The 26,994-nt window shown below is 66.6% G+C and carries 25 protein-coding genes, 2 tRNA genes and 1 riboswitch; of the genes, 5 read left to right on the plus strand and 22 right to left on the minus strand.

The window, feature by feature from the left end; genetic code table 11:
• Positions 1-40: 40 nt before the first annotated feature.
• From AC1DW0_RS00600 to AC1DW0_RS00610, 3 genes are all read right to left on the minus strand, one after another.
• Positions 41-1,003, minus strand: a complete 963-nt coding sequence (locus AC1DW0_RS00600) for a hypothetical protein (RefSeq protein WP_477944428.1) — start codon at positions 1,001-1,003, stop codon at positions 41-43.
• Positions 1,000-1,740, minus strand: coding sequence for a class I SAM-dependent methyltransferase (locus AC1DW0_RS00605; protein WP_477944430.1), 741 nt, complete (start codon positions 1,738-1,740; stop codon positions 1,000-1,002). Before AC1DW0_RS00605 ends, AC1DW0_RS00600 begins: the two co-directional genes overlap by 4 nt.
• Positions 1,741-1,996: 256 nt before the next feature.
• A complete protein-coding gene (locus AC1DW0_RS00610; RefSeq protein ID WP_477944432.1) occupies positions 1,997-2,725 on the minus strand; it encodes a hypothetical protein in 729 nt (242 codons plus the stop codon).
• 166 nt (positions 2,726-2,891) lie between these two features.
• On the opposite strand from AC1DW0_RS00610, the gene AC1DW0_RS00615 reads away from it, so the two are divergent.
• Both AC1DW0_RS00615 and AC1DW0_RS00620 read left to right on the plus strand, forming a co-directional pair.
• Positions 2,892-3,920, plus strand: coding sequence for a PEP-CTERM sorting domain-containing protein (locus AC1DW0_RS00615; protein WP_477944434.1), 1,029 nt, complete (start codon positions 2,892-2,894; stop codon positions 3,918-3,920).
• 285 nt (positions 3,921-4,205) lie between these two features.
• Positions 4,206-4,826 (plus strand): PEP-CTERM sorting domain-containing protein, encoded by a 621-nt coding sequence (locus AC1DW0_RS00620; protein WP_477944436.1) that lies wholly within the window; start codon positions 4,206-4,208, stop codon positions 4,824-4,826.
• Between the two features lie 132 nt (positions 4,827-4,958).
• Here the strand turns inward: AC1DW0_RS00620 and AC1DW0_RS00625 are convergent, their stop codons facing one another.
• The 5 genes from AC1DW0_RS00625 to AC1DW0_RS00645 form a co-directional block, all read right to left on the minus strand.
• The gene (locus tag AC1DW0_RS00625; RefSeq protein WP_477944438.1) at positions 4,959-5,585 is read right to left on the minus strand and encodes a hypothetical protein; all 627 of its coding nucleotides are present in this window, start codon (positions 5,583-5,585) and stop codon (positions 4,959-4,961) included.
• A gap of 444 nt (positions 5,586-6,029) precedes the next feature.
• Entirely contained in the window at positions 6,030-6,371 is a 342-nt protein-coding gene (locus AC1DW0_RS00630; RefSeq protein WP_477944440.1) for a zinc ribbon domain-containing protein YjdM, read from the minus strand.
• Positions 6,372-6,432: 61 nt separating this feature from the next.
• Positions 6,433-6,508: transfer RNA gene (locus AC1DW0_RS00635), tRNA-Asn, on the minus strand.
• An 86-nt stretch (positions 6,509-6,594) separates the two neighbouring features.
• Positions 6,595-6,670: transfer RNA gene (locus AC1DW0_RS00640), tRNA-Asn, on the minus strand.
• A gap of 36 nt (positions 6,671-6,706) precedes the next feature.
• On the minus strand, positions 6,707-8,848 hold the full coding sequence (locus tag AC1DW0_RS00645; protein ID WP_477944442.1) for a TonB-dependent siderophore receptor: 2,142 nt from the start codon (positions 8,846-8,848) through the stop codon (positions 6,707-6,709).
• 66 nt (positions 8,849-8,914) lie between these two features.
• A riboswitch (TPP riboswitch) is annotated at positions 8,915-9,016 on the minus strand.
• A 155-nt stretch (positions 9,017-9,171) separates the two neighbouring features.
• Between AC1DW0_RS00645 and AC1DW0_RS00650 the strand changes: the two genes are divergently transcribed.
• Both AC1DW0_RS00650 and AC1DW0_RS00655 read left to right on the plus strand, forming a co-directional pair.
• On the plus strand, positions 9,172-9,441 hold the full coding sequence (locus AC1DW0_RS00650) for a helix-turn-helix domain-containing protein (RefSeq protein ID WP_477944444.1): 270 nt from the start codon (positions 9,172-9,174) through the stop codon (positions 9,439-9,441).
• On the plus strand, positions 9,425-10,696 hold the full coding sequence (locus AC1DW0_RS00655; protein ID WP_477944446.1) for a type II toxin-antitoxin system HipA family toxin: 1,272 nt from the start codon (positions 9,425-9,427) through the stop codon (positions 10,694-10,696). Before AC1DW0_RS00650 ends, AC1DW0_RS00655 begins: the two co-directional genes overlap by 17 nt.
• A gap of 117 nt (positions 10,697-10,813) precedes the next feature.
• Here AC1DW0_RS00655 and AC1DW0_RS00660 read toward each other — a convergent pair whose 3' ends face one another.
• The 12 genes from AC1DW0_RS00660 to AC1DW0_RS00715 all read right to left on the minus strand — a co-directional run bounded on the left by AC1DW0_RS00660 (position 10,814) and on the right by AC1DW0_RS00715 (position 21,574).
• A complete protein-coding gene (locus tag AC1DW0_RS00660; protein ID WP_477944448.1) occupies positions 10,814-11,899 on the minus strand; it encodes an NAD(P)/FAD-dependent oxidoreductase in 1,086 nt (361 codons plus the stop codon).
• A gap of 16 nt (positions 11,900-11,915) precedes the next feature.
• On the minus strand, positions 11,916-12,239 hold the full coding sequence (gene fdxA, locus AC1DW0_RS00665) for a ferredoxin FdxA (RefSeq protein ID WP_056194839.1): 324 nt from the start codon (positions 12,237-12,239) through the stop codon (positions 11,916-11,918).
• The gene (gene cobA, locus AC1DW0_RS00670) at positions 12,236-13,027 is read right to left on the minus strand and encodes a uroporphyrinogen-III C-methyltransferase (RefSeq protein WP_477944450.1); all 792 of its coding nucleotides are present in this window, start codon (positions 13,025-13,027) and stop codon (positions 12,236-12,238) included. Before cobA ends, fdxA begins: the two co-directional genes overlap by 4 nt.
• The gene (locus tag AC1DW0_RS00675) at positions 13,027-14,313 is read right to left on the minus strand and encodes a sulfate adenylyltransferase subunit 1 (protein WP_477944452.1); all 1,287 of its coding nucleotides are present in this window, start codon (positions 14,311-14,313) and stop codon (positions 13,027-13,029) included. The genes cobA and AC1DW0_RS00675 overlap by 1 nt, the downstream gene beginning before the upstream one ends.
• A gap of 79 nt (positions 14,314-14,392) precedes the next feature.
• The gene (cysD, locus tag AC1DW0_RS00680) at positions 14,393-15,358 is read right to left on the minus strand and encodes a sulfate adenylyltransferase subunit CysD (protein ID WP_457446506.1); all 966 of its coding nucleotides are present in this window, start codon (positions 15,356-15,358) and stop codon (positions 14,393-14,395) included.
• Positions 15,355-16,113 carry a phosphoadenylyl-sulfate reductase gene (locus tag AC1DW0_RS00685; RefSeq protein ID WP_477944454.1) on the minus strand — a complete coding sequence of 253 codons (759 nt, stop codon included), beginning with the start codon at positions 16,111-16,113 and terminating at the stop codon, positions 15,355-15,357. The genes cysD and AC1DW0_RS00685 overlap by 4 nt, the downstream gene beginning before the upstream one ends.
• The gene (locus AC1DW0_RS00690; protein WP_477944456.1) at positions 16,110-16,604 is read right to left on the minus strand and encodes a DUF934 domain-containing protein; all 495 of its coding nucleotides are present in this window, start codon (positions 16,602-16,604) and stop codon (positions 16,110-16,112) included. The genes AC1DW0_RS00685 and AC1DW0_RS00690 overlap by 4 nt, the downstream gene beginning before the upstream one ends.
• Before the next feature lie 5 nt (positions 16,605-16,609).
• Positions 16,610-18,325, minus strand: coding sequence for a nitrite/sulfite reductase (locus tag AC1DW0_RS00695; protein ID WP_477944458.1), 1,716 nt, complete (start codon positions 18,323-18,325; stop codon positions 16,610-16,612).
• Positions 18,326-18,327: 2 nt separating this feature from the next.
• On the minus strand, positions 18,328-19,095 hold the full coding sequence (locus AC1DW0_RS00700; RefSeq protein ID WP_457324646.1) for a sulfite exporter TauE/SafE family protein: 768 nt from the start codon (positions 19,093-19,095) through the stop codon (positions 18,328-18,330).
• Between the two features lie 114 nt (positions 19,096-19,209).
• Positions 19,210-20,133: a DNA-binding protein YbiB gene (ybiB, locus tag AC1DW0_RS00705; protein WP_477944460.1), complete on the minus strand. Its 924-nt coding sequence runs from the start codon at positions 20,131-20,133 to the stop codon at positions 19,210-19,212.
• Positions 20,134-20,203: 70 nt separating this feature from the next.
• A complete protein-coding gene (locus AC1DW0_RS00710; protein WP_056194856.1) occupies positions 20,204-20,761 on the minus strand; it encodes an outer membrane beta-barrel protein in 558 nt (185 codons plus the stop codon).
• A gap of 237 nt (positions 20,762-20,998) precedes the next feature.
• A complete protein-coding gene (locus AC1DW0_RS00715; protein ID WP_457324644.1) occupies positions 20,999-21,574 on the minus strand; it encodes an outer membrane beta-barrel protein in 576 nt (191 codons plus the stop codon).
• A gap of 209 nt (positions 21,575-21,783) precedes the next feature.
• Here AC1DW0_RS00715 and AC1DW0_RS00720 point away from each other — a divergent pair, with 209 nt between their 5' ends.
• Complete coding sequence (locus tag AC1DW0_RS00720) at positions 21,784-24,717, plus strand: HD domain-containing phosphohydrolase (RefSeq protein WP_477944462.1); 2,934 nt, start codon at positions 21,784-21,786, stop codon at positions 24,715-24,717.
• Here AC1DW0_RS00720 and AC1DW0_RS00725 read toward each other — a convergent pair.
• Both AC1DW0_RS00725 and AC1DW0_RS00730 read right to left on the minus strand, forming a co-directional pair.
• The gene (locus AC1DW0_RS00725) at positions 24,705-25,610 is read right to left on the minus strand and encodes a DUF4399 domain-containing protein (protein ID WP_477944464.1); all 906 of its coding nucleotides are present in this window, start codon (positions 25,608-25,610) and stop codon (positions 24,705-24,707) included. The two genes, AC1DW0_RS00720 and AC1DW0_RS00725, sit on opposite strands and share 13 nt — an antisense overlap.
• Positions 25,611-25,951: 341 nt before the next feature.
• Positions 25,952-26,989 carry an ornithine cyclodeaminase gene (locus tag AC1DW0_RS00730; RefSeq protein ID WP_477944466.1) on the minus strand — a complete coding sequence of 346 codons (1,038 nt, stop codon included), beginning with the start codon at positions 26,987-26,989 and terminating at the stop codon, positions 25,952-25,954.
• Positions 26,990-26,994: the final 5 nt, after the last annotated feature.

Here is a 26,994-nt window from a genome sequence, read left to right on the forward strand (position 1 = left end):
GGCTCGCCAAAGTGACGAACTTCCTTCCCGTTGTGGCGCTCTACAAGGGCGCCAGCACTTCGCAGCCCCGCTGACTGCGCCGCAGCCATTCAATGTAGGTCCCGCTCATGTGGGCGAGCTGCCGCCCTGAGAGCCCGGCTTCGTGCTCGATGCGAGCAATGAACAATACATGCGAGCCGATTCGCTCGACCCTCTCAACGGAGAGTTCACGAACGAGCCCTGCCTGATCCAGCACGGGAAGCCCGAATAGCGGCGACGACGAGATCGGCACGGTCAACTTGTTCAGGTCAAGCGTGGGCTGGCGGTGCCGGTTTCCGAGGGCGTAGACGGCCTCAAGCAGCTCGGCGGGCGCGCTGCTCATGGCAATGCGCTTGGAGGCTTCCATGAGCGCAACGCCCGGACTCGTTGCGCGCAGGGCCAGCAGGTACTCGCCTGACGACAGCGCGCCCACGAGGTCCATGGGGAACAGGTCCTCCCGCTTGTCGTGCCCCACGCCCACGAGAAAAACCGGCCTCGCCACGATGTAGTAGGCATTCAGCGCGCGCAGGTCTCGCGCAGACATGCGAAGCGCATCACCTCGCCGAGCAGCGGTCCGGGCGTTTTGCCAGGCCAGCAAGTACCGGAGCCACAAGGTGGGTCGCGGCAGGCAGCGGTTCATCGTGCGCGCCACTTCAAAAAGGTACAGGGCGCCCTGCTTCATCGGCAGCATTCCGACCGATTTCAATGCCAGCCGCGCCAAGGGTGTGGTTTCAGAATTCGGCGGGTAGATCTCCAGCCATGGGCACGGCGCAAGGGCACCTTGATCGACATTCTTCGCCGCCAAGCGGACCCCCAGAACGAAGGGGCGCATGGACACGGGACAGTGGTCGCCACTGACGTCAACGGGCCCGCTGGGCAGCCCTCGCAGCACCACTCGAAGTGCAAACTCCGCAGAATCGGCATACACCACAGGCGCGTAGCGCAGGCCCTTACCGCTGCGCAACAAGGACAGCAAATGCCTCATGGCCGCCTGCGGAGAACGATAAACAGGAAGTTTGAATCGAACGCCCCTAGCAGCGCGCTACGACTGGCTGCGCGAACCTCCACAAGGGCGAAATGAGGTTCCGCCGCTTCGCGTATGGCGCTGACGAAATGCCGGTAGGACGTGACCTTGCCCTTCAACTCGATCGCTCCCGTCCGGACCGAACGCAATGCGCTTCGCCACCACCAGGCGTGCCGCATGTCTTGTCGGTAGAACGGATTGAGGACACTCGCCACCAGTGCCCCGTCCGGTTTCACATGCGACGCGAGCCGTTGCAGCAGCGGCTTGAGCTCGCGCACGTGGCTCAGCACGGCAAAGTTGGCGGAAATGGCTGCAACCGGAGGGCTTCCCTGAAGCGCGTTTTCCATTGCGGCCAGCGGGCCCACCGCCGGCGTGATGCGCCCAGCCGCAATCTCGTTGATACAACGCGCTCTCAGCACATCCACCATGCCGGGCGAGACGTCGTAGGCGATGACGCGGTGCCCACGCGCGGCATACCACGCCGCATCGGTGCCAGTACCGCAACCGAAATCCAGGATCACCCCGCCCGGCCCAGCGATGGACACCACGCGCTCACAGAACGACAACCGGACCGCCACGTTGTCGTCTCGGCCATCAACCAGGGCATCGTAGCCAGCCGCTGCACCATCGTAGAAGCGGGCCGTCGCGTCGGCGGGAGCGCCGCAAGGTGATGACAAGTCGGTTTTGAGTCGCGCCATGCGGGACATTTGGAGAGAAGCGTTGGGGCGTGGGTTCCGCCGCGTTGACCAATGGTTCAACGCTTCGTGACGGAGAAGCCGCCGCCGCCGCGCAAAGGCTTCGAAGGCGCGCTGCACTTCGGCGGGCCAGCCCGCCTTGCTGCCCACGTTGTTGTAGCCAGAGGACCACGTCGTCCGTTACTTGACTGGTCGGAGACGCCGGACGGGATTCCGGCGTCCACCCTTCGACGAGGCAAAGTGCTAGTGATGGTCCACCTCACGAACGCCGTGACCGACGCTTCACCAGCCACGGCAACAGTGCTCCACCGGCTGCGAGCAGGGCCCACGAGCCAGACTCGGGCACGGGTGAGATGCTGACGATGAAAGCCACGCTGTCGATGCTGGCACTGCCGGTCCCGTACGACAGCGCCGTGCCGTCTTCTCCCTCGACATAGCTGGCCGCGACCGTGAAGCCGGTCTGGAAGTCAGCGGCGGCCGGATCGAGTGGGACCGTGGCGGTGAAGTTCTGGTCGACCCACTGGAGCGGGCCGGGCAAGGACAGCCCCCCATAGCCGTTGCCCACCAGGGAGAAGCTGCCCTTCACCACGGCCTGAAGGCCGGTGATCTGGTAGCCCGGTTCCGCAGTGAATGACAGACCGGTGAACTGCAGCGTGGCTGCGACTTCAAACAATCCCTGGATACCACTGCCACCGACGCTGGCGTACATCTGCGGCTGGAAAGTGAAGCCGTCGCTGTCGGCCGAGTGAGTGACTTGCAGCGTAGGCAGGAACTGCGGGTTCGCGCCGTAGTAGGCGTCCGTGCCATTCACCAAGACTGCCTCCGCGTAGTAGGACGCAGCGCCGGTTGCGAAGTTTGCCGACGCACGGCCGAGGTCGATGGTGCAGGGGTCGCTCGACCCGTCGCAGGGCGCTGCCGCTGCTGCGGACGCCACGAATTGCAAGCTCAAAAGCAGGGCGATTGAGGGCAGTCTCCAGGATCTATGCATATAAATTCCTTCGGTTGCGGCGTTACGGTCGGGCCGAGGGAATCTAGTCAAATCGCGCGCCGGGCGCGAATTCAATCGTGGTGGGTGCCATTACCCGAACAGGGTGGTTGGCGCCATCAACAGTGACGACGCGGGCCGGGCTGGCGCTATACGGGGCGGTGTTTCCATGCGTCAATCCGCCGCTTCAGCGACATCGGAGATTGGCATGGCCCGTTCAACCGCACTCGTTCTGGCCGCCTGCCTGTTGTCGATCGGGGCTGCCGCGCAAGCGGCGCCGCCAAAATTCTCGGCCACGGCTTCGGCGGGCAGCGGCACCATCAATATCCCTGGCCCGACCGACTACCACTCCAACGCGGACACGGGGCCAGTCAGTTTCACGGCCACGTCTTCGCAATTCGAAGCGGCCGGCGGCGGGGCGGCGGTGTCCACGGGGCTGGGCCGCTCCAATTCCTCGGCCTCCGCCGACCTGGGCGCCTTGCATCTGCTGGCCGAAGCCAGCGCCAACTTGACCAGCACGAATGGCGCCGCGATGTCCGTGAACGGCAGCAGTTCGGCCAGCGGCAGCATTGACGATGCATTCACGATCAATGCCGTCAATTGCCAGAACCTGAGTCTGTGCGGCCCCGGCGCCTTGGGGCTGCTGACCTTCTCGATCGGTGCCTCGGGGAGCATCGGCGGCAACGGCAACGTGAGTGGCAACTGGTCCGTCATCGGGCAGTGGACGGCCGACGTCACATTGAACGCGGGCTATCTGCCGGGGTCGCCCTTGTCAACCAGCGCCGCCTGGCATGGTGATCATTCGATCTCCCGCAACGGCAACGGCGCCCTGTTCGAGTCCAGCAATGGAGAGTTCGGCAACCAGACGTTCGCTGTCAGCTTTGCCTTCGGCACGCCGATCGCGCTGCACTTTGCCGGCACCGTGAGCGCTTCTGCCTCGGTGGGTTATGTGTTCGGCGCCAGCTCGGCCAGTGACGCTGCTTTTCGCACCGATTTGTCTCACACCGTGGCCTGGGGTGGCATATCGGGCCTGACGGATGCCAACGGCAATGCCGTCGCCTTTACTGCGCTGAGCGAAGGCAGCGGCGCCGATTTCGCCAAGTCCTTTGCCAGCCCGGTTCCTGAGCCGGGCAGCGTGGGTCTGCTGGCATTCGGGCTGGTCGTGCTGATGCTTCGGGTGCGCCGCTCACAGCGTTGACTTGGCTGGCATGCAATCCGACATCGCACCGTAAGGGGCCTGGTCTTCACCGGCTCGTCGAGCGTGGTGGTTCGCATGCTGGCGCAGACCAGAATCAATCTGTCTTCGGTTGGCCCTGCGACGCGGGCATCTCATGGCGATGTTGGCGCAAAGTTCGAGGACCTCGTCGATGAGAGCAGCGCAGTGAGGCATGGGTGACGACATTCGCAGAGGCCGGTCCACGAACCTCATGGCGGCCCTAACCAGCTAAGCTTGCGCGATGCCTTAGTTCTCAAGGAGTCGATGATGAAAGCTGAAACCCGCCGGCTTGTCCCTCGTCTGCCTCTTCTGATGGGCACGCTTTTCGCACTTGCGTTGGCGCCTGCCACGACGCACGCGGTGGTGGTGATAGACCAACCACAGTCGATGGGCTTCGGTGTGATGTACCCGTTCATGCCCGGGCAAACCTTCACCGCGGTCGGTACGCGCATCGACACCATTGGCGTCGAGTTGCGCAACATGAACAAGTCTCGGCCGGGAAGCCTTGTCTCTCTGAGCTTGTACGAGGGTGAGGGCAGCGGCGGCGCATTGCTCGCATCCAGCAGCGTGGATGTGCGGGCCCTTCTTGGCGACACAGGCGGCGCGGCGCTGGTGGACTTCAACCTTGGAGCCGTGAAGTTGCAGCCAGGGCAAACCTATTCCTTTCAGCTCACTGCATCGGACGAACGCTTCGGGGTGTCCTACTACTCCGTAGTCGGCGAAGACGCTTATCCCGGCGGTCACATGTTCAACGCCTTCGAAAGCGAGCCTCTAGGCGACCTGACGTTCAACGTCACCGCAGTTCCGGAGCCGGGCATGGCGGCGCTGCTGCTGATCGGCGGCGGCTGGCTTGCTGGTGTGCGGTTGCGCGCGGGGCGGCGCCGCTGATCCGTAATGTTTTAGGCACGCAGCTCCGCCTCGCGACGTTCAAGCCAAGCGTGCATGAGTCGTCCAAGTGTTGGCGTGTCTGGCGCAACTCGGCGAAGTACGCCGGTCTTGGGCCTTAGCGCGGCGTTGTGATCAGCAGTCCAACCCGCGGCGATCTCGGCGCCTCATGAATTGCACGCCGGCCACTGAAGCCAGGCCCAGTAGCAGAAGCTGGTAGGAAGCAAGCTCCGGCACCGTCGAGACACCGAAATAGAGATCCGTCGCCGAAGGCGTGCCGAGCAGGATGGCGCTGCCGCCAGCGTAGTTCCCCTCACTCGACCAGTAGACGCCGTACCGCGCGGACGCCGCACTGACTTCAAAGCTGTACGGCTGGCCACTCTGCACCGCGACGTTGCCGACGTTGAACTCGACGAGCCCTACCCAGCCTTGCAACGTGCCGATGCGCGAGTCGACGTTGACCGTTGAACTCCCCAGCACGGGGCCGTTGAAACCTTCTCCGGCATACAGATTCAAGGTCAGCGTCTTGTCCTGCGCCAGCTGGGAGTCAATGTTCATGTTGATCACCCACAGCGAGATGGTTCCGACGCTCGGCAGCGTGGGCGTAAACGACTGGCCGAACGGCTGGAAAGCCGCGATCTGGATCTGCCCCACCAAGGAATTCGGCGGGAGCAGCGGGATGGAGACATCTCTCTCGGCATACGCCGGAGCCATGACTGCCACCGTCGAAACGGCAAGGAGGAATTTCTTCAAGGCGGCCATGTCAATCTCCGAATTAAAGGCGAACCGGCAGAAGCCGCCGGCGCGACAGCAAGGCCCGTGCGCCCAGCGTGCCGAGCAGCCAGGGGGCGGCTCAGGGATGGGGTAACCGTCAGCTCGAACGTGACCTTATTGCCGTGCAAAGGATAGTGGCCGCCAAGATTGACGCCCTCCCTAATGTGGCGCGCGTGTGGCCGCTTGGCTGGCCCTTTGTCTCAGTGGCAACTCTCGCGGCACCTGTGCCAGTTCGTGGGCGTTTGGCTGGCGGTCGGCGTCTGCGAGAGGACAGGCTTGCGCGAGGGCTGACATCGACGCCAAGAAAAAGCCCCATCCGCTTGCACGAATGAGGCTTGATTTGGCTCCCCGACCTGGGCTCGAACCAGGGACCCACGGATTCACAGGTGTATGTCCGATCCGTGAGCCCGCATGTCGGTCAGCGCGGGGTGCTCACACCTTCTTCACGAACTCCGACTTCAGGCCCATGGCGCCGATCCCATCGATCTTGCAGTCGATGTCGTGATCGCCATCCGTCAGCCGGATGTTCTTGACCTTGGTGCCGACCTTGACGACCAGGGACGAGCCCTTGATTTTGAGGTCCTTGATGACCGTCACGGTGTCGCCGTCCTGCAGCACATTGCCCACCGCGTCGCGGATCACACGCACTTCGTCGGCGGCCGGAGCAGCTGCCTCGACCGACCACTCATGGCCGCATTCGGGGCAGACCAGCTGAGCGCCGTCCTCGTAGGTGTACGCAGACTGGCACTGAGGGCAGGCGGGCAGGGTGCTCATCGGTTCGTTCTCGGTTGGACAAGAAAAAAGCCCCGCTGCTTGCGCAACGAGGCTTCTGATTTGGCTCCCCGACCTGGGCTCGAACCAGGGACCTACGGATTAACAGTCCGGCGCTCTACCGACTGAGCTATCGAGGAATTGATCGGTATTTTTGCTTGCCGTGCGGTTGCGGCTCGCTGTTGTTGCAAAGGCTGGCGATGGGCCAGCCTTTGCGGGTTTTCTGTGGCTCCCCGACCTGGGCTCGAACCAGGGACCTACGGATTAACAGTCCGGCGCTCTACCGACTGAGCTATCGAGGAACAGAGCCCGTGACTATAGCAGTTCTTTCAGGGGCCTCAGAGCCGGACCTCGAGACTCGTGCGGAAAGTCCGCGGTGCGAGCGGGTAGAGATAGCTGTGCTCGAACTGCCAGGGTGACTCGCGCCAGGCGCGGCGGTTGGTCAGGTTGTCGACGGCCACGCGCCAGATCCAGGTCTGGTTGCCCACGCCCTGCATGTAGCGCAGGCCCGCGTCGGCCACAGTCCACGCCGGCACGGCGGTGCTGTTGTCGGGCGTCGCGAAGCGGCTGCCCTCATGGCGGATGCCGAGCTGGGCTTGCAGGCCGGGCAGCAGGTCCTGGCGCACATGGGCCTTGAGGGTCGTCTCCGGCACATTGGGCGGCTGCAGGCCGTTGAGGCTGGCGTCGGCGCTGCCTTGGCGGCGCGCCTGCAAGCGCATGGCGCTGGCGAACAGGCCGCCGCCGCTCCACTTCAGGTCGGCGCTGGCTTCGATGCCGCGATGGCGGGCATAGCCGTCGGCGCGGCGCTCGCAGCTGTTGTCGGCGCTGCATTCCGTGAAGCCGGGCAGCACGATGTCGCGCCACGCGGGGCGGCGGATGTCGAAGACGGTCAGCGAGCCTTCAACGCGCTGCGTGCCGGTCTTCAGGCCGATCTCCGTCTGACGGCTCTTCAGCGCTGGCAGTGCCTGGCCGGCATTGACGAAGCGCTTGCGGTTGGGCGCCACTTCGCTTTCGATGCCCTGGCCCCAGCTCGCGTAGACCAGCCAGTCGCTGGCGATGGCGTGGCTGAGCGCGATCCAGGGCGTGGTGACGCCCTGTGAGTAATCCGTTGCACGCGAGCCGTCCGTGCGCACGCTCTCGCGATGCAGGCGGGTATGGCGCAGGCCCACCCAGGCGCTGGTGTCGGCGCTCAGCGCCACGCGGTCGCGCAGGTAGAGCTCGTTGCTGCGCTCGTCGCGGTTGGTGTTCTCGTCGGTCAGGTCGGGCGCGGCGGGCGTCACGGCGCTGCCGTCGACGTTGCCGGTGCCCGCGTAGTTGTAGGCCTGGCGCTGGAAGCGGCTCTTGAACTGGCTGCTCAATCCACCGACGGTGAGGTCATGGCGCAGGCCGGCGAGCTGCACGGGGCCGCTGGCGGAGACGTCCAGCGCCGTCGTGTCGCGGTGCTCGTTCTCGCTGCGGAAGTCGTAGAGGTCGTAGCTGCCGTCCGGGCAGAAGCGGTCGGCGTAGTAGTCGCCATTGGCGTCGCTGCAGCCGTAGGCATAGGCCAGGCGGTCGTCGGTGCGCAGGCGTTGGATGCCCAGCGCCGCCTGGGCGCGCCATTCACCGGCCAGCTTCTGCTGCACGCGCAGCGAGGCGTGCGTATTGTCGAAGACGACGGGCAGGCTCCAGGGCTGGTTGTTCAGGTTCAGGTTGGGGTCGACGCTCTTGGCGTCGGGCAGGCGGTTGCCGAGCAGGCTGAAGCCCTGCTGGCTGGGCTGGCTCTGGCGGTTGAATTCGACCTCGGCCTCGACGAGGGTGTCGGGGCTGATGCGCCAGTCGGTGGCCAGCGCTGCGGTGTGCGAGCGGCCCTTGCTGTCGCGCAGCGTCGGGTCCAGATGGGCCGCGGCGAGGTTGACGCGCACGCCGAACTCGCGGTTGGCGCCAAAGCGCTGCGAGTGGTCAACGCTCGCCTGCACCGAACCGCCCTGGATGGCTTCGAGCATCAGCGCCGTGCCGTCTTCAGCGAGCGGGCGCTTGACGACGAAGTTGACGATGCCGGCCGGCGAACTGGTGCCGGCCTGCATGCCAGAACTGCCCTTCAGCACCTCGATGCCGGACTTGTTGACCAACGACAGCGCGGTCTCGCCCGTGATGGGCAGGCCGTCGCGGCGCAGGTTGAAGCGGTTGTCGAGATCGAAGCCGCGGATCTTGAGCTGCGACCAGTAGCCGACGGCGTTGTAGGCGTCGGAGATGGAAGCGTCGAGCTTGGTGATGCCCGAGAGCTGGGTGATGCCGAGCTCCTCCAGTCGCTCGGCCGACAGGCTCAGCGCCTGCATCGGCAGCTTGGCCGGCGGGTCGTTGAAGCCCGACAGGCTGGGCACGGCCTCGGTGGCCTTGCCGGTCACGCTGACCTGGGGCAGGGTCTGGGCCGAAGCGAGGCCGGTGACGAGCAGCGCGGAGGCTGCGGCGAGGATGGAAAGAGAAATACGGTGGTTTGCCATCGAATTGCAAAGCGATGGCAGGTCGGCAAACGACAGGGCCCAGAGGCGGGAGACGAAGATTCGGCCTGGGCTTTCAGCGTGCTTCCCTGCGCGAGGATTACCTCAATCAGGTTCAAAGGGACTGTCTCAGTCGATGGCGCCAGGCCATCAACACCCCTAGCGAAGACGCGCCACACGGGGCGGCGCGCGGGTCGGATTCTATGGGTTACGGAGCGTTCCGGCCTTCGCGCTTGGCGACTTGGCCCGGCTCGCTGCAGATCTGCAGCAGTGATGCATGCAAGTCATGGCTTGCAAAATTCTGATATTTATAGAAAATGCAAGCTATGACTGGCAGTGTTCGACTTCCCGCCGAACTTGGCGACCTGCTGCAGCAGCGGCGCGAAGCGCTGGGCCTGAGCAAGAAGGCCGTGGCCGAGCGGGCGGGGCGGGTGCGTGAAGTGATCTACCGCCTGGAGGGCGGCGAGGAGGCCTCCGTGTCGTCGCTGTTCGACGTGCTGCGCTCTTTGAATCTGGCCATGCGTCTGGAGCCCGCCGGCCTGCCGACGATGGAGGAGGTGGCTGCGGCCTTCAACAAAGATGACGATGCTGCCTGAGCGCATCGCGCAGCTCGATGTGTCCATCGGGTCGCGCGTGGGTGCGGGCCAATTGCTCAAGGCGTCGACTTACGAGTTCCGGTACCTGGAGGCGTCCGCCGAGCAGCCGTCCGTCGCGCTGCTGATGCCGGCGGCGGCCAGGCTCACGTGGACGGACGGTGACCTCTTCCCGCCCATGGACCAGAACCTGCCCGAGGGCGATCTGTTCATGCGCATCCGGGCGTTGTTCCCCAAGCAGCAGACCACGGCCATGCACCTGCTCGCCCTCATCGGCGACAACGGCATTGGTCGCCTCGGCTATCGCATCCCCGGTGCCGACGCGCCGCAGCCAGCGGTGCCGCTGAGCAAGGAGAGCCTACTTGGCATGGCCTACTCGCCCCAGGTGTTCAGCGACCTGGTGGCGGCCTACCTGAGCACCGGCGCCGGCATTGCCGGCATGCAGCCCAAGATCATGGTGCCCGAGGTACGGATTGCGGTACCCATTCCGACGCTCATCGTGAAGGCAGCGAGCGAGGCCTATCCCGGCCTGGCGGCCAACGAATACCTGTGTCTGCGCGCGGCCAACCTGGCCGGTATCCAGACGTCGGTGTTTGACCTTTCGCATGACGGCCAGATGCTGGTGCTGGAGCGCTTCGACACCGTTCTGATGCCTGACGGCACGGTAGAGCGCCTCGGCTTCGAGGACATTGCGGCGCTAACTGGTCAGCGTGTGCGCGACACGCTTTCAGACCGTAAATACCACGGCAGCTACGAGCGCATCGCGGGGCTGCTGAGGCAGTTGCAACTGCCGCAAGCCGACCTCGACCGCTTCTTCGAGCAGGTCGCTTTCTCCGTCATGGTCCGCAATGGCGACGCGCATCTGAAGAACTTTGGCCTGCTGTACCGCTCATCCAGCGACATCTGGCTGGCGCCGATGTTCGATGTCGTCACGACGGCCATCTACCGCTACACACAGTACGCCGGTGGCCCCGAGCTTGAGGACCGAACGCTGGCGCTCAAGCTCTTTGCTGGCAAGCACACGAGCAAGGCCTATCCGACGACTCAGGAACTGCTCGCCTTTGGCACCAAGGTTTGCAATGTGAAGGCGCCGGCCACCGTGCTTCAACGCCTGGCGCAGGGCATGCAGCAGGCGCTGCAGGAAGCGAAGTCCGATGAACGCATCCCGCGTGAGCTGCTGTCGCGCATGCGGGAGGTCTGGGAGTCAGGGCTGGCCTATGGCGATGCCGAAACGGCAAAGCCGCGCAGGCCGCATTGAGGCTCTCGCCAGGCTTGCGCAATGGCGTCGCAGCAAGGCGCAAAGGTGAAGACAGTAGCAGCGCTACGGCTAGCCTTTGCAACGCCGCTGTGGCGTCATTTCGCAGGTCCGATGCCTTCAGTCGAAGACCGGTGACTCCACGCCCAATACCTTGTGCAGCTTGGGGCTCGTCGTCGTGTACTGCAGGTGGATGCGCTTGTCCGGGAACACATACGGCGCCGCGCCGAATGCCGCCAGCGCGGTCTCGTGGAAGCCGCTCAGGATGAGCTTCTTCTTGCCCGGGTAAGTGTTCACGTCGCCGACGGCGAAGATGCCCGGCACGCTGGTCTCGAACTTTTCGGTGTCGACGACGATCTGCTTGCGCTCCAGCGCCAGGCCCCACTCGGCGATGGGGCCGAGCTTGGGTGACAGGCCAAAGAAGGCCAGCACCTGGTCACAAGGCACGACGCGCGTGATGCCGTCGTTGCCGGTGATCTTGACGCCGGTCAATTGCCCGTTCGCTTCGTCGATGCCGGTGGCCTGGCCGACGATGAGCTGCATCTCCATTGCGTCGCAGAGTTCGCGCATCCTGGCCACGCTGGCCGGCGCGGCGCGGAACTCGTCGCGACGGTGCACGAGGATGACGCTCTCGGCCTTGTGCGGGTTGCCGTCGGGATTGGCGGCGCAGAAGTTCAGCGCCCAATCCAGGGCCGAATCGCCGCCGCCGATGATGAGCAGGTTCTTGCCGGCGAACTGGTTCGGTGCCTTGACGCGGTAGTGGACCTGCGTGCCCTCGTAGGGCTCGACGCCGTCGACCTTCAGCGTGCGCGGCTGAAAGCTGCCGACGCCGCCAGCGATGAAGACGGCCTTGGCCAGCAGCTGCGTGCCTTTGCTGGTCTCGATCAGAAAGCGGCCATCGTCCTGCTTTTGCACGACGGTGACTTCCTGGCCCAGGTGGAAGGTCGCGCCGAAGGGCTGGATCTGCCTGAGCAGGTTATCGGTCAGTTCCTTGCCGGTGCACACGGGCACGGCCGGGATGTCGTAGATGGGCTTGTCGGGATAGAGCTCGATGCACTGGCCGCCGGGATAGGCCAAGCTGTCGATGATGTGGGCCTTGATCTCCAGCAGGCCCAGCTCGAAGACCTGGAACAGGCCGACCGGGCCGGCGCCGACGATGACGGCATCGGTCTCTACGGCGTCGGGCCTGATCTGGACTGCCTGCATGAGGAGAGAAGAAAACTCAGCGGATCAGCTCGGGCAGCTTGCCCGTCTTGTCTTTCCACTCGTCGGCGTCCGGCAGCGCCGGCTTGCGCTTGGTGATGCTGGGCCAGCCCTTGGCGAGGTCGGCGTTGATCTTGATCATGTGGATCTGATCGCCGGGCACGTCCTCCTCGGGCAGGATCGCGTTGACGGGGCATTCGGGAATGCAGACCGCGCAATCGATGCACTCATCGGGGTCGATGGTGAGGAAGTTCGGGCCTTCGCGGAAGCAGTCGACCGGGCAGACGTCGACGCAGTCGGTGTATTTGCAGCGGATGCAGGCTTCGGTGACGACGTGGGTCATGAGCGGCTCTGGGAAGTAAGGGGCGCCCCGATGGGCAATGATTCGGGCGAAACGACGATTTTAAGGTCGGCGTGGTTTTGATCCTGCGCGCGGACGCTGCTGGCTCCTGTCCCGACCGTGACGACCGTGGGGCGGCCGCGGTGTAGCAGGGCCGCGTGGGCGAGGTCAGCCAGCGCGTGCTCGCTGGTGATGGCATCGGCACAGCCGGCACGGCTGACGACCAGCGTCGGCGTGTCCGGCGCCCAGCCGGCGGCCAGCAACTGGCGGCCAAGGGCGGCCAACTGGCGGCCGGCCATGTAGAAGACCTCGGTGTCAGCACTCTGCGCGGCACGCAGTTCGCCGGCTTCGGTCATCGCCGTGGTCAGCGAGACGCTGCGGCCGCGGCCGCGGCGGGTCAGCGGGCGTTGCGCCTGGGCGGCGGCGGCAAGAGCCGCGGTCACGCCAGGGACGACTTCGGTCGCAATGCCGGCCTCGGCCAGCGCGATGAGTTCTTCCTCAAGGCGGCCAAAGATGCTGGCGTCGCCGCCCTTCAGCCGCACGACGAGGGCGTGCTCCTGCGCCGCCTTGACGAGCAGCGCATTGATCTCGGTCTGCTTGGCCGAATGCTCGAAGCCACGCTTGCCGACCGAGATCCACTTGGCTTGCGGCGCCAGGTCGCGCAGGGCCGGGTCGGCCAGCGCGTCGGCGAGCACGATATCGGCCTGGCCCAGCGCCCGCGCGCCGCGCAGCGTGATCAGGTCGGCGGCGCCGGGGCCGGCACTGACGAAGATCACACGACCTTGGCTCATCACCAGGCCTCTTCCGCCGGAGCGGCTTGCACGTCCACCAGCAGCGCACCGCTGGTGCGGTGGCTGGCAGGGTCGACGACGATGAGCGCGCCGCCGACGCGGTTGTCCACGAAGGGCTCGACGGGCAGCTCGTGCTGCACTTCCATCTGCACACGGCCGATGGTGTTGACGGGCAGTTCGTGGGCGTCCTGCGGCGTCAGCGTGTTGATGTCCAGCACCGAGTCGATGGCCGAGATGCGCGCCTGCACCCAACGGTTGCCGTGGCGCACCCAGTACTTGCGGCCAGGCTTGGCGGCTTCGGTGTCCAGCCAGGCCAGCGTCGCGGAGAAGTTCTTGGTGACCGCAGCGCTGCCCGGCGTGACGATCCAGTCGCCACGGCTGACGTCGAGCTGGCGGTCCAGCACCAGGCCGGCCGAGTCGCCGGCTTCGGCGCTGGGCACGGCCTCGCCGGCCAGGCGAACCTCGGAAACGACAGCCGTCTGCTTCGATGGCAACACCTCGATGGTGTCGCCCGCCTTCACTGCGCCGTGGGCAATGCGGCCCCACAGCACGCGCGGCTGGACGCCGGTGCCATTCGATTGGTAGGCGTCCTTCTGCACGTACTGCACGGGCAGGGACAGCGGCGCGTCGGCGCGCTCGCTCAGCGTGGGCAGGCGCTCCAGCACCTGCAGCAGGCTCTCGCCGTTCCACCACGGTGCATCCAGCGGCTGGGTGACGTTGTCACCGCGCAGCGCGCTCACCGGCACCGTGGCGGCCACGTTCAGGCCAGCGGCGGCAGCGAACTTGTCGAGCGCCGTCTTGACCTTGGCAAAGCCCGCACCGGCGTCGTCCAGCGCGTCGATCTTGTTGATGGCGAAGACGATGCTGGGCACGCGCAGCAACTGGGCCAGCAGCGAGTGGCGGCGCGTCTGCGGCAGCAGCACCACCTCGTCCTGCGTCAGGTCCAGTTTGGTGATGTCCACCAGCACGACGGCGGCATCGCTGCCGGCTGCGGCCGTGACCATATTGCGCGTGTACTGCTCATGGCCCGGCGCGTCGGCAATGATGAACTTGCGCGTCTTGGTGGCGAAGTAGCGGTAGGCCACGTCGATGGTGATGCCTTGCTCGCGCTCGGCCTCCAGGCCGTCGGTCAGCAGGCTCAAATCAATCGGGCGGCCGGCGGCGCGGCGCTCCAGCGTGTCGAGCTGGTCGGCCAGGATGGCCTGGCCGTCGAACAGCAGGCGGCCGATCAGCGTGGACTTGCCGTCGTCAACGGAGCCCGCCGTGAGGAATCGCAGCGCCTTCATCGCGCGGCCCGCCCGGCCGCCCGAAGGGCCGCGACGCCCCCTCGGGGGGCAGTGAACAAAGTGAACGTGGGGGCGGTCATTAAAAGTACCCTTCCTTCTTGCGCTTCTCCATGGAAGCTTCACTGGTGCGGTCGTCCATGCGCGTGGCGCCGCGTTCGCTGACGGTGACGGTCAGCGTCTCGGCCACGACCTCGCTCGCGTTGGCGGCGGGGCTCTCGACCGGGCAGGTGCAGGTCATGTCGCCGACGGTGCGGAAACGCACGGTGGCGGTCTCGACGGTTTCGCCTTCTTCCGGCGGCGTCACGTCGGTCAGCGGCACCAGCAGACCCTTGCGGCGGATGACCTGGCGCTCGTGCGCGAAGTACATCTGCGGCAGCGGGATGTTCTCGCGGGCGATGTAGAGCCAGACGTCCAGCTCGGTCCAGTTGCTGATGGGGAAGCAGCGGAAATGCTCGCCCGGGCGGATGCGCGTGTTGAACAGCGTCCACAGCTCGGGGCGCTGCTCCTTGGGCTGCCATTGGCCGAAGCTGTCGCGATGGCTGAAGATGCGCTCCTTGGCGCGCGCCTTCTCCTCGTCGCGGCGGGCGCCGCCGATCAGGCAGTCGAACTTGTGCTCCTCGATGGTCTCCAGCAGCGTCACCGTCTGGTGGCCGTTGCGGCTTTCCAGCGGGTGGGAGAGCCGAATCGTGCCCTTGGCCATCGAGTCTTCGAGGTGACCAACAACCAGGCGCTCGCCCATGTCGGCGACGCGCTGGTCACGGAAGGTGATGACTTCGGGGAAGTTGTGGCCCGTGTCGATATGCACCAGCGGGAAGGGCAGATGACCCGAGTAACCACTCGGGTGCGCCGCGTTCTTCATCTTGAAGGCCTTCTCGGCCAGGCGCAGCACGACGCAGCTGTCCTTGCCGCCCGAGAAGAGCAGGGCAGGGCGCTCGAAGCTCGCGGCCACCTCGCGCAGGATGAAGATGGCTTCCTCTTCCAGCGCATCCAGATGGGCGTGGTCGACGTCGGCGATGAGTTGTTCGGGTTTCACAGCAGCATTCATGATTTGGCGTGCAGGCCGCATTCCTTGGTGGAGTCTTCCCACCACCAGCGGCCCGCTCTGAAGTCTTCACCGACCGCAATGGCGCGCGTGCAGGGTGCGCAGCCGATCGAGGGCATGAACTGGTCATGCAGCGGGTTGTACGGAACCTCGTATTTTTGAACATACGCCCAGACCTCGGCCCAGGTCCAGTCGGCGATGGGGCTGATCTTGCGGCGGCCATTGCCGTCGTCTTCATCGAAGGCCACGTCGCCACGCGCGCCGCTCTGTTCGCGGCGCAGGCCGGTGATCCAGGCCGAACGGCCCTTCAGCATGCGGCCCAGCGGCTCCATCTTGCGCAGGCCGCAGCAGGCCTTGCGCAGCTCGATGCTCTTGTACATCGCCTCCTCGCCCTCCTTGCGGACGAACTGGATGACGGCGTCGGCCGCCGGCTTGAAGACCTCGACCTCGCGGCCATAGCGTTCCCGGATGCGCGGGATCAGCGCCAGCGTCTCGGCGTGCAGCTTGCCGGTGTCCAGCGTGGCGATGGCGATGGGCAGCTGAGTGCGGGCGATCAGGTCGGTGATGACCATGTCTTCCACGCCCAGGCTGCTGCTCTGCACCAGGCCGTCGCCATGCTCGATGCTTGCGTCGCGCAGGCGCTGCAGCGCGGCTTCGATCTTGGCGTCCAGCGCGGGCGTCCATTTGGCGTAGAGGCCAATCGCATTGCCGGCCGCAGGCGCGGCGGCCCAGGGCAGGCTGCTGACTTCGGTGTTCACGCCGCACTCCGCAGGAACCAGGGGCGCGTCTCGCCGACATCACCCTGGTAAAAGCCCACCGGCGCGAACAGGTCCAAGGCCTTCTGTGCGGCGGCCTGGGATTGGTCGCCGCGCATGACGGCTTCGTCGAAACCGGTGCGGGTCAACAACTGCATCATGTCGACCAGCACTTCACCGCGGGCGCGGATGGCGCCCTTGAACTTGAAGCGACTGCGCAGGATGTGGGCCTGGCTGTAGGCGCGGCCGTCGGTCCACTTCGGGAAGTCGAGCACGACAACGGCGATGCGGTCCAGGTCGGGAGCGAGCTGGTTGATGTCGGCATCGTTCGGGAACTCGATGGCGACCGGCGTGTTCGCAGGCCAGCGGGTCTTCACGGCATGCCATTGCTCCAGCGAGAGCAGGCGGTTGGGCGCCGGATCGGGATCGGGCTTGGGGCCGTCTTCGCCGATGGCGTGCTTCCATGGGCAGGTGGTGGCGTTGATGAACTTCATATCGATCAGGCCTTCGCGGTCGAGACGCGAACGGCGTTGGCCGCCGTCTTGAAGGGGTCAAGGCCCAGGCGCTTCACCGCGTTGACGAAGTGTTCTCCAGCCAAGCGCTCGCGCTTGAAGGTGTCGATGACGGCATCGATGGCGTCGGCGATCTCGTCGGCCGCAAAGCTCGGGCCGATGACCTTGCCGGCCACCGTCGTGCCCGACAGCACGGTGCCGTCGCTGCCACCCAGCGTCAGCTGGTACCACTCGGTGCCGTCCTTGTCGACGCCGAGGATGCCGATGTGGCCGCTGTGGTGGTGGCCGCAGCTGTTGATGCAGCCGCTGATGTGCAGGTCGATCTCGCCGAGGTCTTCGAGCTCATCCTGATCCTGGTAGCGCTCGGCGATCTCTGCCGCCAGCGGCAGCGAACGGGCGTTGGCCAGCGCGCAGAAGTCACCGCCGGGGCAGGCGATCTGGTCGGTCAGCAGGCGGGCGTTGGGTGTGGCGAAGCCGGCGGCGCGGGCGGCCTGGAAGAGCTCGGGCAGGTCAGACGCCTTCACCCAGGGCAGCACGAGGTTCTGGCGGTGGGTGACGCGCAGCTCGCCATGGCTGAACTGGTCGGCCAGGGCCGCGGCGGTGTCCATCACGTCGGCGCTGGTATCGCCCGGCGCGATGCCGACGCGCTTGAGGCTGAGCGTCACGGCGCGGTAGCCGGCGACGCGGTGGCCGTCGACATTGCGCGCCAGCCAGCGTGTGAAGGCCGGATCGCTGGTGTCGAGCACGGGCTCGGCGATCGGTGCGACGCCCGCCGGGTCGACAAAGCAGGCCGCCACGCGGTCCAGCTCGGCCTGGGGAATGATGTGCTCGTGGCCGCCGTTGTCGTCGGCCAGGATACGGCGGTATTCCTCGTTGACGGCGTCGAAGAACTTCTGGCCCTCGGCCTTGACGAGGATCTTGATGCGGGCCTTGTAGAGGTTGTCGCGCCGGCCGGCCAGGTTGTAGCAGCGCACGATGGCCTCGATGTAGACGAGGATCTGCTGCCAGGGCACGAAGGCGTTGATCTCCACACCCGGGATGGGCGTGCGGCCCATGCCGCCACCCACCAGCACCTGGAAGCCGACTTCGCCAGCGGCGTTCTTCTTCAGCTGCAGGCCGATGTCATGCCAGCCGATGGCCGCGCGGTCTTCGGCAGCGCCGCTGACGGCGATCTTGAACTTGCGCGGCAGGTGGGCGAACTCAGGGTGCAGGGTGCTCCACTGGCGCAGGATCTCGCAGTAGGGGCGCGCATCGACGATGTCATCCGGCGCGATGCCGACGAAGGCGTCGCTGGTGATGTTGCGGATGCAATTGCCGCTGGTCTGGATGCCGTGCATGTCGACCTCGGCCAGCAGCTCCATCACCGTGGCGCTGTCCACCAGCGGGATCCAGTTGTATTGCAGGTTCTGGCGCGTCGTGAAGTGGCCGTAGCCGCCCTGGCCGGCAAACGGGCCGTCGGGCTGGCGGTCGTACTCGCGGGCGATCTTGGCGAGCTGGCGCAGCTGGCGCGAGGACAGCTCGCCATAGGGCACGGCCACGCGCAGCATGGGGGCGTGGCGCTGGATGTACCAGCCGTTCTGCAGGCGCAGCGCGCGGAACTCGTCGGTGCCGAGGGTGCCGGCGAGGTGGCGCTCGAGCTGGTCGCGGTATTGCGCGGCGCGGGCGTGGACGAAGCGGCGGTCGAAGTCGGTGTAGCGATACATGATTAGTGGATGACCTTCCAGCCGGCCATCAGAAGAGAAACGCAGAGCAGGCTGCGCACGACGCCATCGGGCAGCCGACGGGTCAATTGGGCGCCCAGCCAGATGCCAGGTAAAGAGCCAATGAGCAGCGGCACCAGCAGCGTCCAGTTGACGTTGCCCAGCGTGGCGTGGCCGATGCCAGCGACCAGCGTCAACGGCACGGCATGGGCAATATCGGTGCCGACGATGTCGCGGGCCTGCATGCGCGGGTAGATCAGCAGGATCAGCGTCGCGCCGATGGCGCCGGCGCCAATGGAAGACAGTGATACCAGCACGCCCAGCACAGCGCCGCTGAGGATGGTCAGCGCCGGCTTGCGGGCTTCGGGAATCCAGCGCTCCAGCCGAAGGCCCAGCGCCAGCCAGCTCTTCTTGAAGGCGACGACGACGGCCGTCAGCAACAGCGCGATGCCCAGCGAAAAGGTCAGCGCCGAGGCCCAGCCCTTGGTGACGCCAGTCAGGTGCATCAACGCCACGGTGGCCAAGGACGCAGGGATGGAGCCGGTCAGCAGGCGGCGGGTGATGGCCCAATGCACATGACCATGCCGGGCGTGGGCCACGGAGCCGCTCATCTTGGTCAGTGCGGCAAACCACAGGTCGGTGCCGATGGCGACCGCCGGGTTGAGCTTGAAGACGGACAGCAGCAACGGCGTCATCAGCGAGCCGCCGCCCACGCCGGTGATCCCGACGATGAGGCCGACTCCCAATCCGCTTGCAATCGCAATTCCGTCCAGCACGCTGTCCCCTGAGGCGGCCCATGCCACCCGAGGGCGCGACTCTAAGCAATGTTGCGGTGCGGAAGAACTACAGAATTTTTGGGGCTATATGCCCATGCCGAATAAGCAACTTCAGTTTGTGGCGAGAAGCCGCAGTGCGGCGACCTGCTCCAGGATGCGCGGCGGCACGGTTTCGCGGCCCTCCAACATGGCGCGGATGAGGGCGGCGTTCTCGGCTGGCGTGCAGGCTGGCGACAGCGGCCAGTCCAGATCCGCCGTGTCGGCCGGATGCAAGGGCGCGGTGTCGCCGTCCTGGAAGCCGATCAGATGGGCCTTGCGGCGCAGATGGGCATAGGCCTCGCCCTCGCTGGCGCGCATCAACAGCGCCCGGCCACCGCCGGCGGTCAGAGTGGGCAGGGCGTGGCTCATGCTGTCGAGGTATTCCGGATGAGTCACTGCGACGACACGCACACCGCGGCCGACCGGGAAGGGGTCGAGCAGCTTGGCCAGGCTGTGGGAGCTGTTGCGAACACCCAGGCGGGGGCGCAAGGCCATCAAGCTGTTCAAGCCAGGGTTGAGCATCTGCAAAGGCAGGACGGCCAATCTGTCGCGCGCCAGCCGCGTCTGGGCATCGGCCAGCGAGGCGCTGGTGGGCAGCCCCAGTTCGCCCAGCAACTCGAAGGGGCTGTGGCGGCTGTCGAAGTCGTGCCGTCCGAAGATCAGCACCGGCACGCCCTCGCGGGCCAGCAGCAGCGCGACCAGCGGCATCAGATTGGCCTGCTTGCGGGCACCGTTGAAGCTTGGCAGCAGCACGGTGCGTGGGCCGTCGGAGGCGGCCAGGCGGGCCGTTCGTGCCTGCATTGCGGCCAGGAACCCAGCCACCTCGTCGGCGCTCTCGCCCTTCACGCGCAGTGCGATCAGCATGGCGCCCAGCTCCATGTCGGGCACCTTGCCGTCCAGCATCTCACCGAAGAGCGCTTCAGCCTGCTCGCGATTCAGATCGCGCGCACCTCGGGCGCCGCGGCCCATTTCCTTGATCAATGAGGCGTAGTCCATGGCCGCAGTGTAGGAAGAGCCATGAGAAAGGGCCGCACGAGGCGGCCCTTCGAGTGGGATGCGTTCTCGATCAGAACGCGAAGATCGCGCCCAGGGAGACCAGGCGCAGCGTGCCCTTTTCGCCAGCGAATTGGGCCTGGGTCGAATCGACGCCCAGCTCCAGCTTGACGCTCTGGGTAATGGCATAGGTCAGGCCCAGCCCGGCGTAGACCTTGGCCTTGCTCTCGGAGTCGGAGCCGCTCAACGTGCCGAGGGTGGCGCTGGCTTGGGTCTTCACCTGGGCGACGCCCAGGCGGACGTTCATGCCCCAGTCGGTGCTCAGCGGCAGCGCGAAAGCAGCGCCCAGCATGAGCGCGGTCGGCTTGATGGCGACGGACATCGTGGCGTCCGCAGCCTTGAACTTGCCAAAGGCGATGTAGCCGGCTTCCAGGCTGAAGCCGTTGCCGAAGTTGTAGCCGCCCACCAGCTTGGCGCCGGTGTCGCTCGTGTCGCAGCTGGTGGAGCCCGTGCAGTCCAGATTGGCGTGCGAGACGCCACCGGCGGTGCCGATGTAACCGTGGGCCTGCGATTCGGCGTGGGCAGCGGTGGCGGCCAGCAGTGCGGCCAGGACGATGGTTTGTTTTTTCATGAGAACACTCCCTTTTTCTCTTGATGGATGGGCCGACCGGCGTGGCCGGCCTCGGCGCCTTTCTGAGGCGGCGCGCATGCTATTCGCGGCGCCTGTACGCCCTTGATGACGTTGTCGCGCGGATGAGACGGCAATGCCCCCGGCTCGGGGGCGATGTGAAAAAAACCGCCTAACCGCGCTTTAAGCGGCCAGGCGGCCAGGCGGCTCGGGTGGTCTCGCAGCGGCGTGTTTGGGCCGTCAGAAGGCCATGCGCGCACCCAGCGACACCATGCGCACGTTCTGGCGCTCACCCTGGATCTGGGCCCGCGTTGCGTCCACGCCCAGCTCGACGCGGGTCGACGGCGTCAGCGCGTAGTTGACGGCGAGGCCAGCGATGGGCTGGGTCTTGCTCTCGCTGCTTGAGCCGGTCAGCGCGCCGACCTCTGCGTTCACCTTGGTGCGCACGCGGGCCACGCCCAGGCGGCCGACCAGACCCCAGTCAGGGCTCAAGTTGGCCGTGTAGGCGCCGCTCAGCGACAGGGCTTCGGGTCGTCCGCTCAGCCCCACGGCGCCCTGCGACGCGCGGAATTTGCCGAAATTGGTGTAGCCGCCTTCGACTGCAAAGCCATTGCCAAAGGCATGGCCGAACATGGCCTTGCCACCGAATGCGTTCCTGTCGCAGGTCTGCACGCCGGTGCAGTCGACGTTGAGATGGCCTTGGCCCAGGGACAACAGGCCGTAGTTGTGCTCCGCATTGCTGCTGGAACGGGTGCTTTGGGCCTGGGCGCCAGCGGCCAGGGCGAGGGCGGCAAGGCTGATTGCGATCTTTTTCATGGGGAACTTCTCTCCTACTTCATCCATCGGAGCGCAGGCGCCGGGTGGGGCCTGCGGCGATATGCGACCGGTCGTCGCCAAGCCATCCTCATTGGCGCTGGGGGCTCGACTTGTAGGACTTGGGCACTCTTGCCGGCTGGTCTGGTAACCGCAGGCAAAGTGCTGGCGGCACGGAGATACTGCTGCAACGCTGCTGCCCGTCAGGTTCCATGCCGCATCTCAAGCCCAAGACGCTTTACATCACGCTGAGCTTGCTGATGGTGGGCCTGGTCGCCCTGGTGTACAGCGTGCTGCTGCTGTACGAGCGCTCACGCAGCGATGCACTGATGCTGCAGCAGGCTGGCGCGGCGGCCAGGCGCATCGGCCGCGAGGCTGCGGCGGCCGTCGAGACCGAGCTGCGGCCGGCGCGGGTCAGCGTGGCCCTGCTGGCGACCGGCGCCCTGGGCCGGGCCAGCAACGAGGCCGAGCGCCTGACTGCGCTGCCGCAGATGGCGGCGGCCCTGCGCGCCAATGCTTCGGTGTCGGCCGTCTATGTCGGCACCTCGGGCGGATCCTTCGTGCTGTTGCGCCGCCTTGTCGATGCGGCAACACGCAAGCGCATGGATGCGCCGGCCGAGGCTGCATTCGGCCTGCAGAGCGTGAGCCGCGATGGCGGCGCGGCCCCGCGTGGCGCCTACCGCTTCTACGACGCAGCGCTGCACGAGCTGCAGCGCCGTGATCGGCCCGACTACGACTTCGACCCGCGCACCCGGCCCTGGTTCGCGCTGGCGAGCGAGGCCGGCGAAGGCAGGCTCGTGCAATCGGCGCCCTATCTGTTCTTCACGACCGGCGAACCCGGCGTGACGTTGGCCCAGGCTCATGGTGGCGCCGTCGTGGGCGCCGACGTCAGCCTGCAGGCTCTCAGCGAGATGCTGACGCGGCCGCAGATCAGCCGTTCGGCCGAACTGCTCATCGCCACCCAAGGCGGCGAGATGCTGGCCGAGGCCCGGCGCGAGAGCGGCGCGCCGCCGAAGGACGGCCAGGCCCTGCCGCGCGTGGCCGAGCGTGCGTCGGCGCTGATGCGCGCGCTGTGGCAGCGCCGCGATGGCGAGGGTCATCTCACACCCGTGCAGGTGGTCGACGGGCGCGAATGGGTCAGCCACGCCTTGCCGCTGCAGGGTGCCGTGGAGGCCGGCGCGCCGCTGGTGCTGCTGATGGCCGCGCCGCGCGAGGAGCTGCAGGCCTTCCAGATCGAGAGCCGCCGCCAGAGCTTCTACATCTCGCTGGGTTTGATGCTGCTGTTGCTGCCCCTGGTCCACCTGCTGGCCGATCGCGTGTCGCGGCCGCTGCGCAATCTGGCCCGCCAGGCCGAGGCGATCGAGCGTTTCGAGTTCGACGGGCCCGATCCCCAACGCAGCCTGATCCGCGAGGTCGACCGCCTGGCCATCGCGATGACGGCGATGAAGCATTCGCTGCGGCGCTTTCTCGACATCAGCGACGCGCTGAGCGCCGAGCGAGATTTCGACACCCTGCTCGACCTCATCCTGCGCGAGACCATCGCCGTGGCCGGCGCCAGTGGCGGCTCGGTCCACCTGCTGTCGGCCGATGGCCAGACGCTGGAGCCCGCGGCTTCGCGCGTGCGTGGCGAGACCGCGTCGCGCCGCGGGCTGACATGGCAGGTGAACGTGCCCGACAGCGTCGCCGCGCCGGTGCGTGCCCTGCAGACGAACGCACCGGTCGAGATCGACCTGAGCTGGGACAACCCGACCCACCTGGCCGCCTACCAGCGGCTGTTCGCCGCCCTGGGCGTCGCGAGGATGCGCCTGCTGGCCCTGCCGCTGAAGAACAGCCAGCACGAGACCATCGGTACGCTGACATTGACCTTCCCGCTGTCGGCCGATGGGCCGTCCGAACCACTGGGCGCCGCACGCGTGGCCTTTGTCAGTGCGCTGTCGGGCACGGCCGCCGTGGCCATCGACAACCAGCTGCTGCTGCGCGCGCGCAAGGAGCTGCTGGAGAGCTTCATCCAGCTCGTTGCAGGCGCCATCGACGCCAAGAGCCCCTATACCGGCGGCCATTGCCAGCGCGTGCCCGAGCTGACCAAGATGCTGGCCCAGGCCGCCTGCGAGGCGACCGAGGGGCCGTACGCCGGTTTCACGATGGACGCTGACCAGTGGGAGGCGCTGCACATCGCCGCCTGGTTGCACGACTGCGGCAAGGTCACCACGCCGGAGTACGTCGTCGACAAGGCCACCAAGCTGGAGACGATCTACAACCGCGTCCATGAGGTCCGCACGCGCTTCGAGGTGCTCAAGCGCGACGCGCTGATCGAGAAGCTGGAGGCCGAGCTGGGCGAAGCGGGCGCGCAGCGTGCCCGTGCCGCAGCGGCGCCGGTCCAGGGCGAACTGGATGCCGACTACGCCTTCGTCGCGACCAGCAATGTGGGTGGCGAAACGCTGGACCCCGAAGCCGTTGCCCGGCTGCGCCGCATCGGCGAGAGGCGCTGGTTGCGCACGCTCGACGACACGTTCGGCCTGTCCATCGAGGAGCTGCGCCGCCAGCCCAAACCGCGCCCGCCGCTGCCTGCTCCTGAGCGCCTGCTGCAGGACCGGCCCGAGCACATCCTGTCGCGCCCCGCCACCGACCAACTGGGCGGTGACAACCGCTGGGGCTTCAAACTCAAGCAGCCCGAACACCTCTACCACCGCGGCGAGCTGCACAACCTCACGATCTCCCGTGGCACGCTGACGGAGGAGGAGCGCTACAAGATCAACGACCACATCGTGCAGACGCTGAAGATGCTGCACGAGCTGCCTTTCCCCAAGCATCTGCGCGAGGTGCCCGAGATTGCGGGTGGCCATCATGAGCGCATGGACGGCAAGGGCTACCCGCGTGGCCTCACCGGCGCACAGATGAGCCCGCAGGCCCGCATGATGGCCATTGCGGATGTCTTCGAGGCACTGACGGCCGATGACCGGCCCTACAAGCCGGGCAAGCGCCTGTCCGAGGCCTTAGGCCTCATGCGGCGCATGGTGGCCGAGGGCCATCTCGACCCGGGCCTGTTTGAACTTTTCCTGCGCTCGGGCGTGTGCCTGACCTATGCGCGGCGCTTCATGGCGGCAGCGCTGATCGACGTGGAGGACGTTGGCGCCTACCTGTCGTGACGGGTGACGCTGAACTTCAGCGGCGCGGCCTTGAGCAGGGGCTCTCCGGCGCCGTCGTGCAGGCTGACAACCGCTTCGTACTCGCCCAGGGGCAGGTCGACGATGGCCTCGGTGCGGCCGTCGACGAGGTTCTGGCGCACCGCATTGCCGCCGCCCTTGGGCGCAAAGCTGAGGCGGAAATGCCCCGTGTCCTTGATGGCGGTGCCGGCCGGCGCCACGCCCAGGCCGGCGCCGAGCACGCCCAGGGACAGCGTGAAGGGGCTCGACACCGCCTCTTCATCGCGCAGGTTCTTCACATAGACCTCGCGGCCGGCTGAGGCGCGTGGCGCGGCGCGCAAGTCCTCGTACCAGGCCTCGCAGCTGTCGCGGTCACCCGCAACGACCTTGGGCGCCGGGGCGTCGGCGCGCTTGCCCACGACCTCGATGGCAATCTCGTTGCTGAAGACGAAATAGGGTTTGTGGGCGTGGTCGGCGAACAGCAGCCGCATGGTGTGCCGGCCCGGCGGCAGGTCGATCTCGGTGCCGGTCTGGGCCTTGCCGAAATGCTTGTGCGTATTGGAGAAGGGGATGGGTGCGGTGTGGTCGCGCGGCAGCGGCGTGTCGATGAGGATGTGGTGGTGGCCGGCCTTCTCGTTGGCATTGCCGGCCGGAATGACGCCCATGCCACGGATGCCGAACTCCACCCAGAAGGGCGAGCGCACGCGGTAGCCGGTCTTGACGTTGCTGAAGTGCACCGAGACCGGCTCACGCAGGTCGAGGGCCGTGCGCTGGGCCGTGTGTGACAGCCAGCACTGACGCTCCAGCGGATCGGCAGGCAGTGGCTCGGCCGCGGCCAGCGCGGGCAGCAGACCCAGTGGCCAAAAGTGGCGGGTCAGTCGAGCGGCAGATCCCATGCGAGCCCTCCGGCAGCGTGCGCCACCGATTCTGGGGCGCGCGCTAGCGAAGAGGCGTCGTGAAAGTTACGGACGCCAGGGCCTGTTCACGCTACGGGGATCGGATGCGTTGCCACCCAAAAGCCCGCGAGCAAGGCGCAAAGTCGAAGCTGGGGTCGGCCCCAGCGAGGCTTCGCAACGCCGCGCGCGGGCTTTTGGGTGGCAACCCTTCGGGAGAGGGCCTGCGCGGGCGCATGGCGTTGTTGCGCGCCTGGCCTGGGCACGAGCCCAGGCGGCGCCGCACGCCTGGCCCTGCACCCGCGCAGACCCTCTCGCACCGATTCCCGTAGCGTGAACAGGCCCTAAGCCACCTGAAGCTGGTGGGTCAGATGCAGTTCGCCGAACAAATCCTTGGGGTCGGCCATCTGCGGGATCAGGTCCAGCGGCGCGCCCAGGCCAAGCTGATTGCTCACGTCGCGCAGCAGGCGCAGCGCGGAGAAGTCCTCCAGCGCGAAACCGACCGAGTCGAACACTGTGACCTGGCTGGTCGACTCGCGGCCCGGGGCCTGGCCGGCGAGCACGCGCCAGAACTCGGTGACGGGGAAATCGGCCGGCATCTGCTGCATGTCGCCTTCGATGCGGCTCTGTGGCTCGAACTCGCAGACCACGCGGGCCATCTCCAGCACGCCGCGGTGCAGCTCGGTCTTGCCCGGGCAGTCGCCGCCGACGCCGTTGATGTGCATGCCGGGCTCGATCATGTCCGGCGTCAGGATGGTGGCGTTGGTCTTGTCCGCGGTCACGGTGGTGACGATGTCGGCGCCCTTGACCGCCTCCGCAGTGGAGGCGCACACGGTCAGCGTGAGGCCGGGCGTTTGCTGAAGGTGGCGCACCAGCTTGGCCGTGGCGGCCGGGTCGATGTCGTAGAGGCGCAGCTCGCGGATGCCGAGCAGGTGGTGGAAGGCCAGGGCCTGGAACTCGCTCTGGGCGCCGTTGCCGATCAGGGCCATCACGCGGCTGTCGGGGCGGGCGAGGCGCTTGGCCACCATGACCGAGGTGGCGGCGGTCCGCATGGCGGTGGTCAGGGTCAGCTCGGAGAGCAGGGTGGGGGCGCCGGTCGCCACGTCGGCGAGCACGCCGAAAGCCATCACGGTCGGCAGGCCGAAGCGGTGGTTTTTGGGGTGGCCGTTGACGTATTTGAAGCTGTAGAGGCTGGCGTCGGCGATGGGCATCAGCTCGATGACGCCGTCTTGTGAATGGGCGGCGACACGGGGCGTCTTGTCGAATTCGGCCCATCGCAGGTAGTCGGATTCGAGGTAGCTGACAAGGCGGCGAAGTAAATCGGGAAGTCCGACACGTTGGACAAGGCGGGCGACGTCTTGGGTGGTGAGGACGGTGGTCATGGCGG

This window comes from Roseateles sp. P4_D2 (assembly GCF_056401875.1).

Excerpts from the sequence above, each read along its gene's own strand:
- AC1DW0_RS00600 (WP_477944428.1), bottom strand. The coding sequence starts at position 1,003 with ATGAGGCATTTGCTGTCCTTGTTGCGCAGCGGTAAGGGCCTGCGCTAC.
- AC1DW0_RS00605 (WP_477944430.1), bottom strand. The coding sequence starts at position 1,740 with ATGGCGCGACTCAAAACCGACTTGTCATCACCTTGCGGCGCTCCCGCC.
- AC1DW0_RS00610 (WP_477944432.1), bottom strand. The coding sequence starts at position 2,725 with ATGCATAGATCCTGGAGACTGCCCTCAATCGCCCTGCTTTTGAGCTTG.
- AC1DW0_RS00615 (WP_477944434.1), top strand. The coding sequence starts at position 2,892 with ATGCGTCAATCCGCCGCTTCAGCGACATCGGAGATTGGCATGGCCCGT.
- AC1DW0_RS00620 (WP_477944436.1), top strand. The coding sequence starts at position 4,206 with ATGAAAGCTGAAACCCGCCGGCTTGTCCCTCGTCTGCCTCTTCTGATG.
- AC1DW0_RS00625 (WP_477944438.1), bottom strand. The coding sequence starts at position 5,585 with ATGGCCGCCTTGAAGAAATTCCTCCTTGCCGTTTCGACGGTGGCAGTC.
- AC1DW0_RS00630 (WP_477944440.1), bottom strand. The coding sequence starts at position 6,371 with ATGAGCACCCTGCCCGCCTGCCCTCAGTGCCAGTCTGCGTACACCTAC.
- AC1DW0_RS00645 (WP_477944442.1), bottom strand. The coding sequence starts at position 8,848 with ATGGCAAACCACCGTATTTCTCTTTCCATCCTCGCCGCAGCCTCCGCG.
- AC1DW0_RS00650 (WP_477944444.1), top strand. The coding sequence starts at position 9,172 with ATGACTGGCAGTGTTCGACTTCCCGCCGAACTTGGCGACCTGCTGCAG.
- AC1DW0_RS00655 (WP_477944446.1), top strand. The coding sequence starts at position 9,425 with ATGACGATGCTGCCTGAGCGCATCGCGCAGCTCGATGTGTCCATCGGG.
- AC1DW0_RS00660 (WP_477944448.1), bottom strand. The coding sequence starts at position 11,899 with ATGCAGGCAGTCCAGATCAGGCCCGACGCCGTAGAGACCGATGCCGTC.
- fdxA (WP_056194839.1), bottom strand. The coding sequence starts at position 12,239 with ATGACCCACGTCGTCACCGAAGCCTGCATCCGCTGCAAATACACCGAC.
- cobA (WP_477944450.1), bottom strand. The coding sequence starts at position 13,027 with ATGAGCCAAGGTCGTGTGATCTTCGTCAGTGCCGGCCCCGGCGCCGCC.
- AC1DW0_RS00675 (WP_477944452.1), bottom strand. The coding sequence starts at position 14,313 with ATGAAGGCGCTGCGATTCCTCACGGCGGGCTCCGTTGACGACGGCAAG.
- cysD (WP_457446506.1), bottom strand. The coding sequence starts at position 15,358 with ATGAATGCTGCTGTGAAACCCGAACAACTCATCGCCGACGTCGACCAC.
- AC1DW0_RS00690 (WP_477944456.1), bottom strand. The coding sequence starts at position 16,604 with ATGAAGTTCATCAACGCCACCACCTGCCCATGGAAGCACGCCATCGGC.
- AC1DW0_RS00695 (WP_477944458.1), bottom strand. The coding sequence starts at position 18,325 with ATGTATCGCTACACCGACTTCGACCGCCGCTTCGTCCACGCCCGCGCC.
- ybiB (WP_477944460.1), bottom strand. The coding sequence starts at position 20,133 with ATGGACTACGCCTCATTGATCAAGGAAATGGGCCGCGGCGCCCGAGGT.
- AC1DW0_RS00710 (WP_056194856.1), bottom strand. The coding sequence starts at position 20,761 with ATGAAAAAACAAACCATCGTCCTGGCCGCACTGCTGGCCGCCACCGCT.
- AC1DW0_RS00715 (WP_457324644.1), bottom strand. The coding sequence starts at position 21,574 with ATGAAAAAGATCGCAATCAGCCTTGCCGCCCTCGCCCTGGCCGCTGGC.
- AC1DW0_RS00720 (WP_477944462.1), top strand. The coding sequence starts at position 21,784 with ATGCCGCATCTCAAGCCCAAGACGCTTTACATCACGCTGAGCTTGCTG.
- AC1DW0_RS00725 (WP_477944464.1), bottom strand. The coding sequence starts at position 25,610 with ATGGGATCTGCCGCTCGACTGACCCGCCACTTTTGGCCACTGGGTCTG.
- AC1DW0_RS00730 (WP_477944466.1), bottom strand. The coding sequence starts at position 26,989 with ATGACCACCGTCCTCACCACCCAAGACGTCGCCCGCCTTGTCCAACGT.